Source organism: Chromohalobacter nigrandesensis (genome assembly GCF_023061285.1).
Taxonomy (GTDB): domain Bacteria; phylum Pseudomonadota; class Gammaproteobacteria; order Pseudomonadales; family Halomonadaceae; genus Chromohalobacter; species Chromohalobacter nigrandesensis.
On the sequence record NZ_JAKGAM010000003.1, the window covers coordinates 78754 to 96784 of the forward strand.

At 62.0% G+C, this 18031-nt stretch carries 16 protein-coding genes; 6 read left to right on the plus strand and 10 right to left on the minus strand.

Annotated features, from left to right (window positions below; translation table 11 throughout):
• Window positions 1–3 precede the first annotated feature (3 nt).
• The 8 genes from nuoI to ndhC form a co-directional block, all read right to left on the minus strand.
• Window positions 4–546, minus strand: a complete 543-nt coding sequence (gene nuoI / locus L1073_RS05710; protein ID WP_246897496.1) for an NADH-quinone oxidoreductase subunit NuoI — start codon at window positions 544–546, stop codon at window positions 4–6.
• A gap of 21 nt (window positions 547–567) precedes the next feature.
• On the minus strand, window positions 568–1554 hold the full coding sequence (gene nuoH / locus L1073_RS05715) for an NADH-quinone oxidoreductase subunit NuoH (protein ID WP_246897498.1): 987 nt from the start codon (window positions 1552–1554) through the stop codon (window positions 568–570).
• Window positions 1551–4313 (minus strand): NADH-quinone oxidoreductase subunit NuoG, encoded by a 2763-nt coding sequence (gene nuoG, locus L1073_RS05720; protein ID WP_246897500.1) that lies wholly within the window; start codon window positions 4311–4313, stop codon window positions 1551–1553. The genes nuoH and nuoG overlap by 4 nt, the downstream gene beginning before the upstream one ends.
• Window positions 4314–4347: 34 nt before the next feature.
• Window positions 4348–5688 carry an NADH-quinone oxidoreductase subunit NuoF gene (gene nuoF, locus L1073_RS05725; RefSeq protein WP_246897502.1) on the minus strand — a complete coding sequence of 447 codons (1341 nt, stop codon included), beginning with the start codon at window positions 5686–5688 and terminating at the stop codon, window positions 4348–4350.
• A gap of 16 nt (window positions 5689–5704) precedes the next feature.
• Entirely contained in the window at window positions 5705–6220 is a 516-nt protein-coding gene (gene nuoE / locus L1073_RS05730; protein ID WP_246897504.1) for an NADH-quinone oxidoreductase subunit NuoE, read from the minus strand.
• A 1-nt stretch (window position 6221) separates the two neighbouring features.
• The gene (gene nuoC / locus L1073_RS05735; RefSeq protein ID WP_246897506.1) at window positions 6222–8000 is read right to left on the minus strand and encodes an NADH-quinone oxidoreductase subunit C/D; all 1779 of its coding nucleotides are present in this window, start codon (window positions 7998–8000) and stop codon (window positions 6222–6224) included.
• Window positions 8001–8067: 67 nt separating this feature from the next.
• Window positions 8068–8748, minus strand: coding sequence for a NuoB/complex I 20 kDa subunit family protein (locus tag L1073_RS05740; protein WP_246897508.1), 681 nt, complete (start codon window positions 8746–8748; stop codon window positions 8068–8070).
• 90 nt (window positions 8749–8838) lie between these two features.
• Window positions 8839–9258: an NADH-quinone oxidoreductase subunit A gene (gene ndhC, locus L1073_RS05745; protein ID WP_246897510.1), complete on the minus strand. Its 420-nt coding sequence runs from the start codon at window positions 9256–9258 to the stop codon at window positions 8839–8841.
• 459 nt (window positions 9259–9717) lie between these two features.
• On the opposite strand from ndhC, the gene thiD reads away from it, so the two are divergent.
• From thiD to dtd, 3 genes are all read left to right on the plus strand, one after another.
• On the plus strand, window positions 9718–10551 hold the full coding sequence (gene thiD, locus L1073_RS05750) for a bifunctional hydroxymethylpyrimidine kinase/phosphomethylpyrimidine kinase (RefSeq protein WP_246897511.1): 834 nt from the start codon (window positions 9718–9720) through the stop codon (window positions 10549–10551).
• 155 nt (window positions 10552–10706) lie between these two features.
• Complete coding sequence (locus L1073_RS05755; RefSeq protein WP_246897513.1) at window positions 10707–11564, plus strand: universal stress protein; 858 nt, start codon at window positions 10707–10709, stop codon at window positions 11562–11564.
• Window positions 11565–11591: 27 nt separating this feature from the next.
• Window positions 11592–12029 (plus strand): D-aminoacyl-tRNA deacylase, encoded by a 438-nt coding sequence (dtd, locus tag L1073_RS05760; RefSeq protein ID WP_246897515.1) that lies wholly within the window; start codon window positions 11592–11594, stop codon window positions 12027–12029.
• A gap of 48 nt (window positions 12030–12077) precedes the next feature.
• On the opposite strand, the gene L1073_RS05765 is transcribed toward dtd, so the two are convergent.
• Window positions 12078–14012, minus strand: a complete 1935-nt coding sequence (locus tag L1073_RS05765; RefSeq protein ID WP_246897518.1) for an ABC-F family ATP-binding cassette domain-containing protein — start codon at window positions 14010–14012, stop codon at window positions 12078–12080.
• Between the two features lie 65 nt (window positions 14013–14077).
• Between L1073_RS05765 and L1073_RS05770 the strand changes: the two genes are divergently transcribed.
• The 3 genes from L1073_RS05770 (at window position 14078) to L1073_RS05780 (ending at window position 16777) form a co-directional block, all read left to right on the plus strand.
• Window positions 14078–14593: a TIGR02444 family protein gene (locus L1073_RS05770; protein WP_246897519.1), complete on the plus strand. Its 516-nt coding sequence runs from the start codon at window positions 14078–14080 to the stop codon at window positions 14591–14593.
• Window positions 14594–14804: 211 nt separating this feature from the next.
• On the plus strand, window positions 14805–15446 hold the full coding sequence (locus tag L1073_RS05775) for a TRAP transporter small permease (RefSeq protein WP_246897521.1): 642 nt from the start codon (window positions 14805–14807) through the stop codon (window positions 15444–15446).
• Window positions 15447–15493: 47 nt separating this feature from the next.
• Window positions 15494–16777, plus strand: a complete 1284-nt coding sequence (locus L1073_RS05780) for a TRAP transporter large permease (RefSeq protein WP_246897523.1) — start codon at window positions 15494–15496, stop codon at window positions 16775–16777.
• 156 nt (window positions 16778–16933) lie between these two features.
• Here L1073_RS05780 and dctP read toward each other — a convergent pair whose 3' ends face one another.
• Window positions 16934–17959 (minus strand): TRAP transporter substrate-binding protein DctP, encoded by a 1026-nt coding sequence (gene dctP, locus L1073_RS05785; RefSeq protein ID WP_246897524.1) that lies wholly within the window; start codon window positions 17957–17959, stop codon window positions 16934–16936.
• Window positions 17960–18031 lie beyond the last annotated feature (72 nt).

The following is an 18031-nucleotide window of genomic DNA, read 5'->3' on the forward strand; positions in this document are numbered from 1 at the left end:
TGATCAGGGCATCAACGACTTGACGTTAATCGGTTCGGCTTCGTTCTGCGCCTCACCCTTGTCTTTTCCGGCGATCGACAGCCCCGCCACGCGATAGAAGTTGTAGTTATGATCCTTGCCCGGCCCGGAAATCAGCAGGTCTTCCTTCTCGTAGACCAATTCCTGACGCCGAAACTCGCTCATCTCGAAATCCGGCGTAAGCTGGATGGCCGAGGTCGGACAGGCTTCCTCGCACAGCCCACAAAAGATGCAGCGCGAAAAATTGATGCGGAAAAACTCCGGATACCAGCGGCCATCATCGCGCTCGTCTTTCTGCAGCGAAATGCACGCTACCGGGCATGCCACCGCGCACAGATTGCATGCCACACAGCGCTCCTCGCCATCGGGGTCGCGGGTCAGCACGATGCGTCCGCGATAGCGCGGCGACAAATAGACCGGTTCTTCCGGGTACTGCAGGGTCTCGCGCTTGCGGAAGGAGTGCATGAATACCATGCCCATCGTCCGTAGCTGCGATCCGGTCCCCGCGAGCAATGATTTAATCTTCACGGTCTTCTCCAGTCTCGACGCTTAGCCACCGGCGGGGCTGAATACAAGAATCAGTGCGCCGGTCACCAGCAAATTGATCAGGGTCAGTGGCAGGCAGACCTTCCACCCGAAGCTCATCACCGCGTCATAGCGAGGACGCGGCAGTGCCGCGCGCAGCAGCACGAAAAAGCCCACGAACACGGCAGTCTTGAGCAGGAACCACACGATAGGCGGCAACCACGGACCGTGCCAGCCACCCAGAAACAACGTCACGATCAGCGCCGATACCAGCACGATGCCCACGTACTCGCCGATGAAGAACATGCCCCATTTCATGCCCGAGTACTCGACGTGATAGCCATCGGCCAGCTCCTGCTCGGCCTCGGGCTGGTCGAACGGGTGACGGTGCGTCACGGCAATGCCGGCGACCAGGAAGGTACAGAAGCCGAAGAACTGCGGCACGATGAACCATACCGTTTCCTGGGCGGCGACGATCTCGCGCATGTTGAACGAACCGGCCATGGCCACCACCCCCATCAGCGACAAGCCTATGAAGACTTCATAGGACAGTGTCTGTGCCGAGGCACGCATCGCCCCCAGCAAGGCGTACTTGTTGCCGCTCGACCATCCGCCGAAGAGCACCGCATAGACGTTGATGCCCGCCATGGCGAAGAAGAACAGCAAACCGATATGCAGATCGGCCACCCCCCAATTGGGCGTAATGGGAATGACCATGAAGCTCAGCAACAGCGATGCCATGGCGATCGCCGGCGCCAGCACGAAGAAGGTACGATCGGCGAACGGCGGGATCCAGTCTTCCTTGAAGAGGATCTTGAGCATATCGGCGAGGATCTGCAGCACCCCGAACGGCCCGACGCGGTTGGGACCGTGACGATCCTGCCATAAGCCCAGGAGACGCCGTTCCACCATGGTCAGCAACGCTCCTGAGAGTACCGCACCGATCAGGATCACCAATGCTTGAAAGAGCGCGAACGCGATTGCCTCGACCTGTGGTGTCCACCAGCTCATGCGCGCACCTCCTGAGCATCGAGATGGGCCCACTCAGGCGCGGTCAGTGGCAGTCCCGACTGATCCGGCACGCCGACCATGCCATCGGGCCACACGTCACTGATCGCTATCGGGAGCGTGAGCTGCCGCTCCCCCAGGTTGAGCGTCAACGTGGCGCCCGGCGACATCCGCAACCGCTCGGCGGCACCGCGTGACACGGTGAAGCATGTCTCGGTCATGCGCGTCTGGATGGGCTCGGCCCGCGACGAAGTTTCGTCGCCCCCGAACAAGCGCGCCTGCGGTACCGCCAGCCATTGATCGTCACGTGCGGCGAAGCGTGCCGGCAGTGTACGCGCATAGTCGTAATCGCCGGGCAGCGGCCCCAACAACCGCACGCCGGGATCGCCGGCGCGCAGATGCCCACCGACCTCGTCCTGGAACTTGTTCCAGGCTTGCGGCGAGTTCCACCCCGGGGCCCAGGCGAACGCCACTTCACGGCGTGGCTCGGCATAACCGGCATAGCCTTCCATGGAGAATGCAAACGGCGTATCCGCATCCTGCGGCGCACGAGGTTCGCTGACATCGAGATTGGCGCGCATCGCGGTGCGACCGCTATAGCGATGAGGTTCACGCGCCAGACGCAGCCCATGCACGCGATAGGCGGCACTCAAGCCGGCATCGCCGGCCGGCGCCAGGGCAGGGTATGTCATGGCCATATCACGCGTCACCTCATCGAGGGTGAGCGGCGTCACCGCCTGACGCTCGACGCTTGTCTTGAGCGCGTTGAGCCACCGCCAGCTTTCGCGAATGCGTGTCTCGGGGCGGATATAACTAGGCTCGAAGACCTGATAGAACCGCTGGGCGCGTCCTTCCAGGCTGACCAGGGTGCCATCGCTTTCGGCGAAGCTCGCCGCCGGGAGCCCGATATCCGTCTTGTCCCAGGTCGCGGTGCGCTGATGATCGAGCGTGACGACGCAGTCGGCACGCTTCAAGGCAGCGTCAACCCGGCCTGCGTCGGCGCGCATGTAAAGATCGTTCTCGAGAATCACCACGCCATCGGCTTCGCCGCTGATCAGGTATTCCAGTGCCCAGTCCAGTGATTCCCCGCCGAGTAGCGACAGACCGGTACTGTTGGCTTCACGGCGCACCAACGACAACGCCCCGGGGCGTGTTCGCCGTGCCAAGGCGCGTGCCACGTTGCCGGCTGCCTCGAGCACCGCTGGCGTTCCCAGCGAGCCACCCGAAACCACCAACGGGCGCTGTGCCGCCAGCAAGGCCTCGGCGATGCGCTTTGCAAGTGCCGAGGTCGCCTCGCCGAGGGCCTCCGGGCAGGGCGCCTCGGCATCGATGTAGTGCGCCACGGCGAAGCCCAGCCGCGCGATATCATCCGGCGCGGCGTTGAAGGTCTGCTCCGCCAGTGCATCCAGCTCGGTCATGTCAGGCGTGGCCATGAACAATGGATAACGTTCATCCTGGGCCATCGTCTTCACCGCCTCGGCGTTCCAGGACGGGATGCCGCGCGTGGCGGCCAGCGCCTCGCCCTTGGCGTTGACCGCCTGGCGAATGGCCAGCGCCATGCGTGCGGCACTATTGATGAGATCCTCGCCGAGCACGAACACCGCATCGCAGCCTTCGATCTCGCGCAGGCTCGGCGACGGCAGGCCACAGCGGGTATTGAGCTCGTTCATGCGTACCAGCAACTCAAGCTCGCGGGCATCGATGCCGGTGGAGAAGTTGGCGTCCCCCACCAGCGTACGCAGCATGTGGTTGCTCTCGAGGCTCGCCCGTGGCGAGCCGATACCGATCACGCGGCGCGCGCTGCGCATTCCATCGGCGGCACGGTCCAGCGCATCGTCGATTTCCAGACTGATGGTTCCGGCAACCACGCCCGTCTCGCCGGACTCGACGCCGACACGCTGGCGTTCGCGCCATTCGGGTACGCGTGGGCGGTCCTCGCGGTTCACGTAGCCATAACCGAAACGCCCGCGATCGCAAAGGAAATAGTGGTTCACTTCGCCGTGGTAGCGGTTCTCGATCCGCCGAATATCGCCATAGCGCTCGCCGGGGCTGATATTGCAGCCCACTGCGCATTGATGGCAGACACTGGGCGCGAACTGCAGGTCCCACTTACGAGTGTAATGCTCGGAATGGGTCTGGTCGGTGAACACCCCGGTCGGGCAGACTTCGGTGAGGTTGCCGGAGAAAGGGCTCTCCAGCGTGCCTTCCTGAAAGCGCCCGAAATAGACGTTGTCGTGCGCCCCGAAGGCGCCCAGGTCACCGCCGCCGGCATAATCCTGATAGAAGCGCACGCAGCGGTAACAGGTGATGCAACGGTTCATCTCATGACCGATGAACGGCCCCAGATCCTGATTCTGGTGGGTACGCTTGCGAAAACGGTAGCGGCGGCTGTCATGACCGGTCATCACCGTCATGTCCTGCAGGTGGCAGTGACCGCCTTCCTCGCAGACCGGGCAATCATGCGGGTGGTTGATCATCAGCCATTCGATGACATTCTCGCGAAAGGCTTTAGCTTCGTCGTCCTCGATGGAGATGTAGGCATCGTCCTGCACCGGTGCCATGCACGACATCACCAACATGCCCTGAGTATCGTCAGCGTTCTTGTACTGCTTGACCGCGCACTGGCGGCAGGCACCCACGCTGCCCATGGCCGGGTGCCAGCAGAAATACGGGATATCCAACCCCAACGACAGGCAAGCGTGCAGCAGGTTATCGGCGCCGTCGACCTCGTAGTCCCGGCCATCCACGTGAATCGTTGCCATTATCGCTCCTCGCCCGTCATCTTCGTCACGTCGTTCATACGCTACCCACCGGGATCGGGTCGGCATGCGCCGCCCCCTGGCCACGCGTGACGCCTCGCTCGAATTCATCACGGAAATGGTGAATCGCCGTCGCCAACGGCATTGCCGCCCCCGGCGCGTGGGCGCAGAAGGTGCGTCCCGGCCCCAGATCTACCGCCAGCGATTCCAGCAATTCGATATCGCCTCGCACACCCTCTCCGGCCTCCAGGGCCTGCAGGAGCTTGACGCTCCACGGCAGGCCATCGCGGCACGGTGTACACCAGCCACAGGACTCGCGGGAGAAGAATTCCTCCAGGTTGCGCGCCAGCGAGACCACGCTCTGATTGTCGGCGATCACCGCCATGAGCCCGGTTCCCAGGCGGCTGCCGGCCTTGCCGATGGTGTCGAAATCCATCGCCAGTTCGAGATGCTCGGGAAGCAGAAAGCCGGTGCTCCCGCCGCCGGGCAGCCACGTCTTGAGCGTCAAACCATCGCGCATGCCGCCGGCGCGCTCCATCAGCTCGCTGGCCGTGGTGCCCATCGGCAGTTCCCACAGACCGGGCCGTTTGACCTTGCCGGAGACGCCGTACAGCTTGGTGCCGCCATCGCCGCTCTTGCCTTGAGACAACCCCTGGTACCACTCCGCGCCGTGCAGCACGATGGCCGGCACATTGCATAGCGTCTCGACGTTGTTGACCACGGTGGGCTTGCCCCAGGCCCCGCTCTGCCCCGGGAAGGGCGGTTTGGCGCGCGGGTTGGCACGCTTGCCTTCCAGCGAGTTGATCAGCGCGGTTTCTTCGCCGCAGATGTAACGCCCAGCACCGGTATGCAGGACGATATCGAAATCCCAGCCGCTGCCGGCTACATCGCGCCCCAGCCAGCCGGCGGCACGCGCTTCGTCCAGCGCGCGCTGGACCGTGCGCGCAGCGTCGACGTATTCGCCGCGCATGAAGATGTAGCCCTGGTAGGCATTGTTGGCGAAGCCGGCCAGGATCATACCCTCGATGAGCAGATGCGGCTGCTGCTCGAGCAATAAGCGGTCCTTGAAGGTACCAGGCTCCATTTCGTCGGCGTTGCAGACGATATAGCCGCGCGGAATGCCCTCGCCCTGCATGGTCAGGCTCCACTTGAGCCCGGCGGAGAACCCGCCGCCGCCGCGCCCGCGCAGGTTGGCGGTCTTGAGCTCGTCGATCAGCGTCTTCGAGGTCAGGTCTCGAAAAGCGCGCTCGACGCTGGCGTAGCCCTGCTGCTCGCGGTAGGCGTCGAGCATCACCGGCGTGCCATCGTCGTTGAGCCGAAAGGTCAGCGGGTGCGTTTCAGGGCGGCGTTCGTCGCGGTCTTGCAGAATCCGGCTCATGCCTCGCTCTCCCAGTTCATGCGTACGCCTCCAACAGCGTGGGAATCTCCTCGGGCGTCACCGGCCCGTAGGTATCCTCACCGATCATCAGCGCCGGGCCACGGTCGCAGGCGCCTAGACAGCACACCGGAAGCAGCGTGAAGCGATCATCCGGCGTGGTCTGCCCGAAGCCGATGCCCAGATGCGCGAAGAAGGCGTCACGCAGGGCTTCGTAATCGGTGAGGAAGCACGAACTGCTGTCACACAGCAGGATCACGTGGCGTCCCACCGGCTGGCGGAAGATCAAGCTATAAAACGTCGCCACTTCCTCGACGCTTGCCGGCGCCACGCCGAGTTCACGCGCGATGGCGTCGATGGCGGCGTCCGGCACCCAGCCATGGCGCTTCTGGACGATCTTGAGCGCCTCGATGCTGGCCGCCTGCGGACGCGGATAATGCTCGCGCTCGTGGGCGATGGCCGCCCGATCTTCGTCGTGCAACACGAAGCCGTCAGTGGCAATGGGCGCAGCGGTGGAAGTCGAAGCATTGGTCATATCAGCGGTCCACGTCGGCCATCACGAAGTCGATACTCCCCAGATGGGCAATCAAATCCGGCACCAGGGCACCGCGCACCACGGCGGGAATCTGTTGAAGATGCGGGAAACTGGGCGTGCGGATGCGCGTGCGATAACTCATGGTGTTGCCATCCGAGGTCAGGTAATAGCTGTTGATGCCCTTGGTCGCCTCGATCATCGACAGCGACTCGTTAGGCTTGAGCACAGGGCCCCAAGAGACCTGCAGGAAATGCGTGATCAGCGTCTCGATGTGCTGGAGCATCTTCTCGCGCGGCGGCGGCGTGGTCAGCGGATGATCGGCCTTGTAGTCGCCGGCCGGCATATGATCGACGCATTGCTGGATGATGCGCAGGCTCTGGCGCATCTCGTCGATGCGCAGCTGGCCGCGATCGAAGGCATCGCCGTTAGCGCCCAGCGGCACCTCGAAATCGAAGTTCTCGTAGCCGGAATAGGGGCGTTTCTTGCGCAGGTCGAAATCGCAGCCGGTGGCGCGCAGATTGGGGCCGGTGATGCCCCACTCGAGCGCCTCGCGCGTGGTGAAGGCGGCGACCTGCTTGGTGCGCTCGCGTATGACGGCGTTTTCCATCATCGCGCGCTCGTATTCGACAAGGCGCTTGGGCATCCAGTCGAGGAAGCCCTGAACTAGCTTGTCCCAGCCATTGGGCAGGTCATGCGCGGTGCCGCCGATGCGATACCACGCCGGGTGCATGCGAAAACCGGTGATGCCCTCGATGACCTCATAGGCCTTCTGGCGATCGGTGAAAGTGAAGAACACCGGCGTCATCGCGCCCAAGTCCTGCAGATAGGTACCCAGAAACAGCAAGTGGCTGTTGATGCGGAACATCTCCGCCATCATCACGCGAATGGTCTTGGCACGATCGGTGACCTGGATGCCCGCCAGCTTCTCCACCGCCATCACGTACGGCAGGTTGTTCATCACCCCGCCGGTATAGTCGATGCGGTCGGTATAGGGGATATAGCTGTGCCAGGACTGACGCTCGGCCATCTTCTCGGCGCCGCGATGGTGATAACCGATATCGGGGACGCAATCGACCACGACCTCGCCATCGAGCTGCAGCACAATGCGGAAGGCACCATGTGCGGAGGGGTGATTGGGCCCCAGGTTGAGAAACATGTAGTCCGTGTTCTCGTCCTGACGCTTCATGCCCCAGGATTCGGGATCGAAACGCAGCGCTTCCTGCTCGGTGTCCTGACCTTCTACGGTCAGCGTATAAGGGTCGAACTCGGTGGCGCGCGCCGGATAATCCTTGCGCAGCGGATGCCCGTTCCAGGTCGGCGGCATCAGCAAGCGTGTCAGGTGCGGGTGCCCACGGAAGTCGATGCCGAACATGTCCCAGACTTCGCGCTCGTACCAATTGGCATTGGGATAAAGGCCCGCGACGCTGGGCACTTCGAGATCGCGCTCGGAAAGCGCCACCTTGAGCATCAGGTCGCGGTTCCGCGACACCGACATCAACTGATAGAAGACCGTGAAGTCTGCAGGTGGCAAATCCGCGCGATGGCTACGCAGACGCTCGTCGATGGCATGCAGGTCGAAGAGCATCTCGAAGGGCTCGGGCATGTCCCGCAAAAAGCCCAGGACCTCAAGCAGATGCTCGCGGTCGATCCACAGGACCGGCATGCCGGTGTACGTCGCTTGATCGACGAACACGTGGTAGCCGAAGCGCGCGAATAACGCCTGGACTACCGGGTCATCGGCGTGCGAGTGATTGGCGTATGGCGAGTGAACTGCGCTCATGATCGGTTTTCATTCCCCGGCAGATGGATCGACTTCAAACGACAGGTGACGGCACCAGACACTCGGCCTATACCTCATCCGGGGAACGCAGTTCCGTCACGGCAATACGCCGGTCGCGATTCGCCTCGCGCTGCGAGGGCATCTCGGCGCGATATGCGCCCTGGTCGCCAACCACCCAGGAAAGCGGACGACGCTCTTCCTGGATAGAATCCTGAAGTAGCTGCAACCCCTGTAGAAACGCTTCGGGACGTGGCGGGCAGCCAGGCACGTAGACATCCACGGGGAGAAACTTGTCGACGCCTTGGACCACCGAGTAGATATCGTACATGCCCCCGGAATTGGCGCAGGAGCCCATCGAGATCACCCACTTGGGTTCAAGCATCTGATCGTAGAGCTGCTGGATGACCGGCGCCATCTTGATGAAGCAGGTACCGGCGATGACCATGAAATCGGCCTGACGCGGGGAGGCGCGGATGACCTCGGCGCCAAAGCGCGCGACATCATGCGGCGCGGTAAAGGCCGTGGTCATTTCCACATAGCAGCAGGAGAGGCCGAAGTTGTACGGCCACAGGGAGTGTTTACGTCCCCAGTTGACACTGTCGTTGAGTACATCTTCCAGCTTGCCGGTGAAGACGTTGCGGTGAACCTGCTCCTTCATCGGGTCAGCAGTGGTTTCGCGCTTATCCAGCGGATAGCTTGCGCTATCCGGCGCCGGCTCGCTATCCGCTCGCGTCAGGGTATATTGCATGATGCGCCTCGAAGCTCTGAAAAAGAAAATTCGGGTATATGGCGCTATGCCGGTCGTCGCCGACTCAAGACCGCCTCCAGGGCGGTACGCTCATCGATCCGTCACGATATCGGGCGATTGACCGCGCTTGCGTGGCGCCCACTCCAGGGCACCGACACGACTATCGTAGATCAACCCCGCCAACAGGATGAAAATGAAGACGGCGGCGCCCGCAAAGCCTTCCCAGCCCACCTCGCGGACCGATACGGCCCAGGCGAACAGAAACACGGCTTCGATATCGAAGATCACGAACAGCATCGCGACCAGATAGAACTTGACGGAAAAGCGTTGACGGACATTGCCTGTTCCGACAATGCCTGACTCAAAGGGGAGGGACTTGCTACGACCGCGACTACGACCACCGAGCAGACTCGCGGCGCCGATCATCAGGGCACACAACGTGAACACGGCTACTATGAATAGCCCCACGGCCCAGTATTCGGCGATTAGCGCGGTTGCCTCATCGGTCATTGCCATGCCTCACAAGCAGCGGATAGCGCGATAGGGCGCTATCCCAATATTCGTTATCATCGAGGTGCGCGCACCTCGTGGCGCCATTCACGTTGCCTGCGTGTGGCGAGCCCCTACGATTCTAGGGGATTTAGCAGCGTCTGTCAGGATGGCGAACGATAAAGTTAGTAAGTTAACACCATGTCGAGCACCGCGATCACTACTCGCCAAGCTTAGTATGCACGTCATTGCTTACGTCGAAAGCATCGTTCAGAACAGCTTATCTCAATAAAAACTGATTCTTCGGGTCGACCTCTCCTTGCCCCGAGAATCGACGAAAGTCCAAGTTGTTCAGGAACATGCTGTGTCGTTCAACCACACGCCCTGTTCGCCGGATGGTTTACCGGTATCCTACGCTCCATACAAGCGCCCGAGCCACCGCAAGGGGTGCGCACCCGTCAGAACACTGAAGGTCAAACCATGTCCATCGCTCAGACACCACCCAACGTCCTCACCATTGCCGGCTCCGACCCTTCGGGTGGCGCCGGGTTGCAAGGGGATATCAAGACGTTCTCGGCATTGGGCACCTACGCCACCAACGTCATCACGGCGGTGATCGCCCAGAACACGCAAGGCGTACGCGCCGTGCATCCGATCCCCGCCGAGATGATCGCCGAGCAACTCGACAACCTGCTCGGCGACGTGCGCATCGAAGCCGTCAAGATCGGCATGGTGGCGAGCATGGACGTCGCCACGACGATTCGCGACGCCCTGACCCGCTACCGGCCACGCTGGGTGGTGCTCGACCCGGTTATGGTCGCCAAGAGCGGCGACATCCTGGTCGACCGTGCCGGCATTCGCGCAGTGCGTGACGTTCTGGTCCCCCTGGCCGATGTGATCACTCCCAACCTGCCGGAAGCCGCAGTGCTACTGGACGCCGAAACGCCACGCACCACGCAGGCGATGGCCACATTGCTACCCGAGCTGACGCGTCTCGGCGCGCCTTATGTCGTGCTCAAGGGCGGCCATCTCAGCGGCGACCACTGTCCCGACCTGCTCGCCACTCCACAGGGGGTGGAATGGCTCGAGGCACCGCGCATCGCCACTCAGAACCTGCATGGCACCGGTTGCGCACTGTCCTCGGCGGTGACCGCCCATCTTGCCCGCCTGCCGGCCGAGGCCAATGCCCACACTGATATTCACGCGGCGATCGGCAACGCTAAATGCTGGCTGCATAAGGCGCTGGACGCCAGCGTGCATCTCGATGTCGGCCAGGGGCGCGGGCCGGTGCATCATTTTCACGCCTGGTGGTGAGAGAGGCATCGACGCGTACTTGCAGAGAGCGCCCGGGGCTACCATGCTTTGCTTCACCGCAATGCCCCATGGCATTGCGGTAATCACCACCCGGCTCGACGTCAGTGCGGTGTCGCCGGCATCCGCACGCCACCTTCTCGCAGGAGGGACGTATCATGCCTCAGACCTTGCTACTGGCTTGCGACCTGTCCGCCGAAAACCGTGCCGCTTTCGCACGTGCCGTGAAACTCGCCCATGCCCAGGGCTGCCGCCTGGAGATCCTCCACGTCCTCGACCCCTATCTACCGCGTCAGGCGCTGCACGACCTTGAAATCGGTGTCGTCAAAGAGCTCGAACGTCAGTTGACCGACATTCGCGAGGATTACGCGCTCACCGCCCCCGAGACCCTGATACAAACGGTCACCGGGGCACCCTATGCCGAGATCATCCGCGAAGCACATGAACGCGATGCCACCATGATCGTGCTCGGCACCCACCGCAAACGCGGTCAGCATGCGCTCGTCGGCGGCACCACCCTGGCCCGAGTGCTGAGCCGTGCGCCGTGTCCGGTGCTCACCGTGAGCCACAGCCCCGAGCAGGCGTGGCAAGACGTGCTGGTGCCGGTGGATTTCTCGCTGGCCAGTCGCCACACCCTGCGTGACGTCCTGACCCACTTCCCACAAGCACGCCTGACGCTACTGCATGCCTGGCACTTACCCGGCGACGATGAAATGGGCTCCGACAGCGGCTATGCCCGCTGGCGCGAGCGCGAGCTTGCCGCACGGCGTATCCGCCTTGAAGCGGAAGTCGACAAACTCATGGAAGAAGTGGGCGACGTGCCGGAGCTCGAGCTGGTCCTCGAGCAAGGCGAACCCGGCGAGGTCATGATGGATTACCTGCGCCGCCAGCCGCCCGACCTGCTGGCACTCGGCCATCAGGATCTGGCGCTCTTCGGCCGTCATCAACCGGCGCCGTTGATCGAACGACTGCTTGCCGAAGTGCATGTGGACATGATGGTATGCCGAGCTTGGTAACCACTCGCGTCCACAAGGATTCTGATAATGCGAGCCGTCATTCAACGTGTCCGTCATGCCAGTGTCGATGTCGACGACCGCACCACGGGCGCCATCGAGCAAGGCGTGATGGCCTTGATCGGCGTGGCGCCCGAGGATACCCAGGCCCACGCCGACAAGATGCTGCATAAACTGCTCAAACTGCGCATATTCGGCGACGAGGCAGGCAAGATGAACCTCAACCTTCAGCAGGTGGAAGGCGGCTTGTTGCTGGTGCCGCAGTTCACCCTCATGGCCAATACCGCCAAGGGCCTGCGGCCGGGCTTCGATGGCGCCGCGACACCTGCCCACGGCGAGGCGATGTTCGCTTACCTTGTGGCTCGAGCGCAGCAGGCCTGGCCGCGCGTCGCCACCGGCGAATTCGGCGCCGACATGCAGGTTTCGCTACTCAACGACGGCCCCGTGACCTTTATCGTCGAGACATGATGGCCGGCGACACGCTCATGCATCCGCAGCAAACGCCTGTTTGCGGTATCAGGCGTCGTCCGCCAATGCCGCTTCGCGCTCCTCGATCGCTTCCTCGGCCTCCAGCCAGCGCTGTTCGAGCTTTTCGAGACGGCTCTGCGTATCGCCCTGGCGCCCCAGCAAGTCGGTCAGCTCGTCCTTGCGCACGCTATCCTGATACAGGCCTTCATCGGCCAGCGCGGCCTCCAGACTCTCCAGTTCCGCCTGGGCCTTGCTCATGTCACGCTCGATCTTGTCGCGCTCGCGCTTGAGCGGCCGCAACTTCTCACGCAGTTCGGCAGCGGCACGACGCGAGGCCTTGCGGTCGCCCTTGGGCGCTTCTGCGGTGACCTGACGCTCGGCCTTTTCCTGGCGCGCATCGCGCCGCTCACCCTCGAGGCGCGCCTTGAGCCAGGCACGATAATCGTCCAGGTCGCCGTCGAAGGTAGTGACGCCGCCATCCACCACATGCCAGAACTCATCGACGCTGGCGCGCAGCAGGTGGCGGTCGTGGGAGACGATGATCACCGCCCCCTCGAACCCGGCCAAGGCCTGGGTCAGGGATTCGCGCATTTCCAGGTCGAGGTGGTTGGTAGGCTCGTCGAGCAACAATAGATTGGGTTTTTGCCAAGCGATCAACGACAGCGCCAGACGCGCCTTCTCGCCCCCGGAGAAGTTCCCCACGCTGGCGAAGACATCATTGCCGTGAAACCCGAAGCCCCCCAGGAAGTTGCGAATTTCCTGTTCGCTGGCCGTGGGCGACAACCGCTGGATGTGCACGAACGGCGTGGAGCTCATGTCGAGATGCTCGAGTTGATGCTGGGCGAAGTAGCCGATCGCCAGGTTATCGCCGGGCACGCGCTTGCCGGCCAACAACGGTTGTTGCGCCGTCAGCGCCTTGATCAGCGTCGACTTGCCTGCCCCGTTGGCACCCAGCAGCCCGATCCGCTGTCCCGGCAGGATGCTCACGCTGACGTGCTCGAGCAATGGCGTTTGCCCATATCCCAATGTGGCGTCATCGAGCACCAGCAGCGGCGAGGAGGTCTTGTCGGCACTGGGCAGGGTGAAGTGGAACGGCGAATCGGCATGCGCGACGGCAATGGTTTCCATGCGCTCGAGCATCTTCAGGCGACTCTGCGCCTGACGCGCTTTATTGGCCTGGGCGCGAAAGCGCGCCACGAAACGCTCGATCTCCTCGCGCCGGGCCTGTTGCTTGGCCGCCTCGGCCTGGGCGCGCGCCTGACGCTCGGCCCGCGTCCGCTCGAACGTCGAATAGTTGCCGCGATACAACATCAACTGGCGTTGCTCGAAATGCACGATGTGATCGCACACCGCATCCAGGAAGTCGCGGTCGTGGGAAATCAGCAATAGCGTGCCGGGATAGCGCGTCAGCCACTGTTCGAGCCATAGCAAAGCGTCAAGATCGAGGTGGTTGGTCGGCTCGTCAAGCAGCATCAGATCGGACGGCATGAACAGCGTCTGCGCCAGACTGACGCGCATCCGCCAGCCCCCCGAGAAGTCCGACAGCGGGCGATAAAGGTCATCCTGCGTGAAGCCCAGCCCGACCAACATTTGTTCAGCGCGCGGGCGCGCAGTATAGCCTTCGAGCGCTTCGATTTCGCCATGCAACTCGGCCTCGCGGTGGACCGCACCGCTCGCCTGGGCCTCGGCCAGGGCCTGCTCCGTGGCACGCAATTCAGTGTGGCCATCGAGGACATGCTCGACCAGCGCCCGGTCGAGCGCCTCCACCTCCTGCGCCATATGCGCAATGCGCTGCCCGCCAGACAGCTCCACCGTGCCGTACTCCGGGGTCAGCTCTCCCAGTAACAGCTTGAACAGGCTCGACTTGCCCGAGCCATTGGCGCCCACGACACCCGCCTTGGCACGGTCGTGCAGCGTGAGGTCAGCGTTCTCGATCAGCGGCTGGATCCCGCGTTGCAGCGCGAGTTGGCGAAATGCGATCATGCCCGCTCCGGTGGTGATTCAGTGAGTTCCGCCGCCATGCCCGCCAGGACGGCTGGAGATTGCCCATGCATTCTACCCAATTGTGCGATGTCCTGCGGAGCCCACCGCTTTGGGATTATGCCTTGGCGTTGTACCAACGCCCCGGGGTCGCCGACGCCTGCTTGCAGTTACAAGATACGGCAGGGGCGGATGTCTGCGAATTGTTGTGGCGCTGCTGGCTCGACCATCACGCCCTCGTGCCCACCGATGAGGCGCACAACGCGTTGGATGAAGTTCGCGCCTGGCAAGCCGAGGTCACGCAGCCGATCCGTCATCTACGGCGCATGCTCAAGCCGCGTGCGCGGCACGAGCAAGATATGGCGACGCTGCGCAATCATCTCAAGGAAGCCGAGCTGCTCGCCGAACGCGAAACACTGCGCCAGCTCCAGGTCATCAGCGAAACGCCGCATGCCGTACGCCAGCGCCGGGCGGACGATACCAGCCTGAGCACACTGCTGGCACACTGCCTGACCACGCACGCGTCAGCGCAGGAAGCCGCACTGGCAACGCTGACCACACAGCACACGGCGCATCATCCGTAATACGCTATTTCTTCACACCAGCTCAACATTCGAAAGATCGCATATCACGCATGTGCGGGCGCAGCATTGACGAGTGGCGCTCATCCCACAAACTCTGTAGGTTTTATAGAAGCCAGTCCGATTGATCGCGACACCTTCACGACGCGCTACGGACGTCGAGATCCATGCCATTCGTGCGACGAATCGGCCACCACAAAAAGGACTCTACGACATGACACCTTCACAGTCTGGCAATAGCGATGAAAACGCGAAATCACGCAGTACCTTGCTTCGTGTACTGGGAACCATCGATCATGGCCTGAGCATCATCGAGCGCGTGATCATCGCTGGGGGCGTGCTCGCCATGGCGGTACTCATGAGCGGTCACGTCGTCGGTAACCTGCTATTCGAACAAGGCATCCCCGGGACCTACGAAGTGACCGAGATGCTCATCGTGGTGATCACCTTCGTCGGTGTCGGTTATGCGGCACGCAACGCACGCCATATCAGCATGTCGGCGATCTACGACCAGCTCAGCGGCCGCTGGCGCAAGGCGCTCCTCATCCTGATCTCCCTGGGCACTGCGGTATTGATGTTCTATTTCGCCGACAAGTCCATCGATTATGTCATGGCCATTCATGACCGCGGTCGTAGCAGTGCCTCGCTTAACATCCCCATGTGGATCGTCTATCTCGCCCTCCCTGTCGGCTTCATTCTCGCCGGCGTGCAATACCTGCTCACCACCGTGCGCAACCTGGTGAGTGACGATATCTATCGTTCCTTCAACGAAAAAGAGGAATACAACGAAGTGCCCCCGGAAGCGGAAGAAGGCAATGGCAGTAACGATGGCCATGACGCACGTCGCGATGCCTGAAGTGCCTCTCCGCAACACGACCGCCATCAACGCGAGGACGTAAAACAATGCTAACTTGGCTAGCCGTGATCATGCTGGTGCTGCTGCTGCTCGGGTTCCCGATGATGGTTCCCCTGGCGGCAGGCACGCTTTTCATGATGTTCACGGGCATGACGTTTTTCGGGCCCGACCAGGCCGTGAGCTGGATGATCAATGGCATCGGCAGTTGGGTACTCGCCGCCGTGCCCATGTTCATCTTCGCCGCCGACATCTTGACCAAAGGCCATACCGCCAACCGCCTGCTCGATGTCGTCGATGTCTTCACACGCCATGTCCGCGGAGGCCTGCCCATCACCACCGCCGCCTCGTGCGCCTTGTTCGGAGCCGTCTCGGGCTCCACGCAAGCCACCGTGGTCGCCATGGGCGGACCGATGCGTCCGCGTCTCCTGGCACGAGGCTATCCTGACAAGTTCGCTCTGGCCCTGATCATCAACGCCAGCGATATCGCGCTACTGATCCCCCCCAGCATCGGTTTCATCGTCTACGGCGTGGTCATGAAAACCTCGATCGGCGATTTGTTCCTCGCCGGCATCCTTCCCGGCCTTCTGATCCTGGCCATGTTTGCCGTGTACTGCTATATCGGCGCGCGCCTGAAAGGTATCGAGCCCGAGCCACGCGCCACCTGGGCGGAACGCTTCAAGGCGGTTCGCCGCGTCATTCTCCCGATGGGGTTCCCCGTGCTGGTGGTCGGCGGTATCTACGGCGGCTTCTTCAGCGCCGTCGAGGCCTCGGCAGTCGCAGTGGCCTATGCCTTTATCCTCGAGGTGGTCATCTACCGTCAGGTATCGATTCGTGACCTCGGCAGTTTGGCGCTGTCCACCGGCATGATCACTGCTGTGGTCTTCATTCTAGTCGCCATCGGCGCGGCATTCTCGCAGACCCTGGGCACCGCCGGCGTGCCGGAGCAGATCCTCGGCCCCGTCATCGAAGGTATCGGTGACAACCAGTTCCTGGCATTGCTGCTGATCGCTGCAGCCTTCTTCGTAGGCTGCATGTTCGTCGACCCCATCGTGGTCATTCTGATTCTGGTGCCGATCTTCAAGCCACTGGTCGAAGCCACCGGGCTGGACCCGGTGCACGTCGGCGTGATCGTCACCCTGCAAGCAGCCATCGGCTCGGCCACACCACCGTTCGGCTGCGATATCTTTACAGCCATCGCAGTCTTCCGCCGCCCTTACATGGAAGTGATTCGCGGCACGCCGCCATTCATTGCCATCCTGGCATTGGCCACGATCATCTTGATCATGTTCCCGCAGATATCGCTGCTGCTCCCCTCGCTCGGTGGTGACTGAGTGCGCGACTGGCCCGGCCTCTGCCGGGCCAGCATGTCGTGGAGCCACATTCCTGACTCACTAGTCATCCGCCAAGCATATAAAAACCCCGGAAACTCACGCTTCCGGGGTTTTATGCATGCGGCATGTCAGTACTTCAGATACTGACGGTCAGGCTTACTCCGCCTTGTCATCCGACTGATCGACATGATCCAGCACGATGTCCAGCGCTTTCTGACCACGTTCGCCGACCATATCGACGTAGGTCTGACGCACCGGCTCGGCCAGCTTACGGAAGGCATCACGCTCGGCCTCATCCAAGTGGACGATGTTGATATCGCTTTTTTCCTTGATGGTATCGAGACGTTCGGAGTTGAACTGGGTCTGGATGTCGTGACCCTTCTGAACCATCTCGTCGAGCGTGGACTCGAGCATCTCGCGCTGATCGTCGGACAGGTCGTCGTACCACTCCTCGTTACCGATGAAGTTGGCGATGAACTGCGACTGCTCGGCGAAGATCATGTAGTCCTGCACTTCATAGAAGCCCATGTTCTCGTGAGCGAAGACCGGCTGGATGTTACCCTCCGCCTGGCCTTGCTGCAGGGCACTGTAGAGCTCGCCATAAGCAATGGTGATGGGCGAGGCGCCGTAGGCCTCATAGGTCGAGCGTAGCAGGCTGTTATCCATGACCCGGATCTGGAGGTTGTCCATATCCTCCGGCGTGCGGACCTCCTTGTTGGTCGTCCAGACCTGATACCCTTCAGGCAAGGCCGCCAGCGGCACCAGCCCACGTTCGCGGAACGAGTCCTGCCACGCATCACTCTTGAGGAAGTCGTCAGAGTTGAGAATCTCGGCCGTCTCAAGCTGATCATTGGGCATGACGAAGTTGAGACTCATCAACTGACTCTCCGGGACGGTACCGCCCAAGAAGCCTGAGCCGAAGCCGAGCGGGATAGCGCCACTCTGGATGGCGTCATACAACGCCGAATAGCTCGACCCCCAGGAACCATACGGCAGCAACTCGACCGTGATGTCGCCGTCGCTTTTTTCCTCGATCAACTTCTTGAACTCTTCCGCATAGCCGTACTGCACGCTACCTTCGGTCTCCTCGAGACCGAAACGCCAGGTATCGGCGGACGCCGTGGAAGCGACACCGACCAGGCCCAACGCCGTGATACTCAGAACGATATTGCGCAGTTGCATAGAGTTCCCTCTTTCTTATCAATGTAGATTCAGAGAAGAGCAAAGTCGCAGCAATGTCAAGCAGCGCCCCCG

Coding starts and splice junctions, on each gene's coding strand:
- nuoH (WP_246897498.1), bottom strand. CDS start 1,554: ATGAGCTGGTGGACACCACAGGTCGAGGCAATCGCGTTCGCGCTCTTT.
- nuoG (WP_246897500.1), bottom strand. CDS start 4,313: ATGGCAACGATTCACGTGGATGGCCGGGACTACGAGGTCGACGGCGCC.
- nuoF (WP_246897502.1), bottom strand. CDS start 5,688: ATGAGCCGGATTCTGCAAGACCGCGACGAACGCCGCCCTGAAACGCAC.
- nuoE (WP_246897504.1), bottom strand. CDS start 6,220: ATGACCAATGCTTCGACTTCCACCGCTGCGCCCATTGCCACTGACGGC.
- nuoC (WP_246897506.1), bottom strand. CDS start 8,000: ATGAGCGCAGTTCACTCGCCATACGCCAATCACTCGCACGCCGATGAC.
- L1073_RS05740 (WP_246897508.1), bottom strand. CDS start 8,748: ATGCAATATACCCTGACGCGAGCGGATAGCGAGCCGGCGCCGGATAGC.
- ndhC (WP_246897510.1), bottom strand. CDS start 9,258: ATGACCGATGAGGCAACCGCGCTAATCGCCGAATACTGGGCCGTGGGG.
- thiD (WP_246897511.1), top strand. CDS start 9,718: ATGTCCATCGCTCAGACACCACCCAACGTCCTCACCATTGCCGGCTCC.
- L1073_RS05755 (WP_246897513.1), top strand. CDS start 10,707: ATGCCTCAGACCTTGCTACTGGCTTGCGACCTGTCCGCCGAAAACCGT.
- dtd (WP_246897515.1), top strand. CDS start 11,592: ATGCGAGCCGTCATTCAACGTGTCCGTCATGCCAGTGTCGATGTCGAC.
- L1073_RS05765 (WP_246897518.1), bottom strand. CDS start 14,012: ATGATCGCATTTCGCCAACTCGCGCTGCAACGCGGGATCCAGCCGCTG.
- L1073_RS05770 (WP_246897519.1), top strand. CDS start 14,078: ATGCATTCTACCCAATTGTGCGATGTCCTGCGGAGCCCACCGCTTTGG.
- L1073_RS05775 (WP_246897521.1), top strand. CDS start 14,805: ATGACACCTTCACAGTCTGGCAATAGCGATGAAAACGCGAAATCACGC.
- L1073_RS05780 (WP_246897523.1), top strand. CDS start 15,494: ATGCTAACTTGGCTAGCCGTGATCATGCTGGTGCTGCTGCTGCTCGGG.
- dctP (WP_246897524.1), bottom strand. CDS start 17,959: ATGCAACTGCGCAATATCGTTCTGAGTATCACGGCGTTGGGCCTGGTC.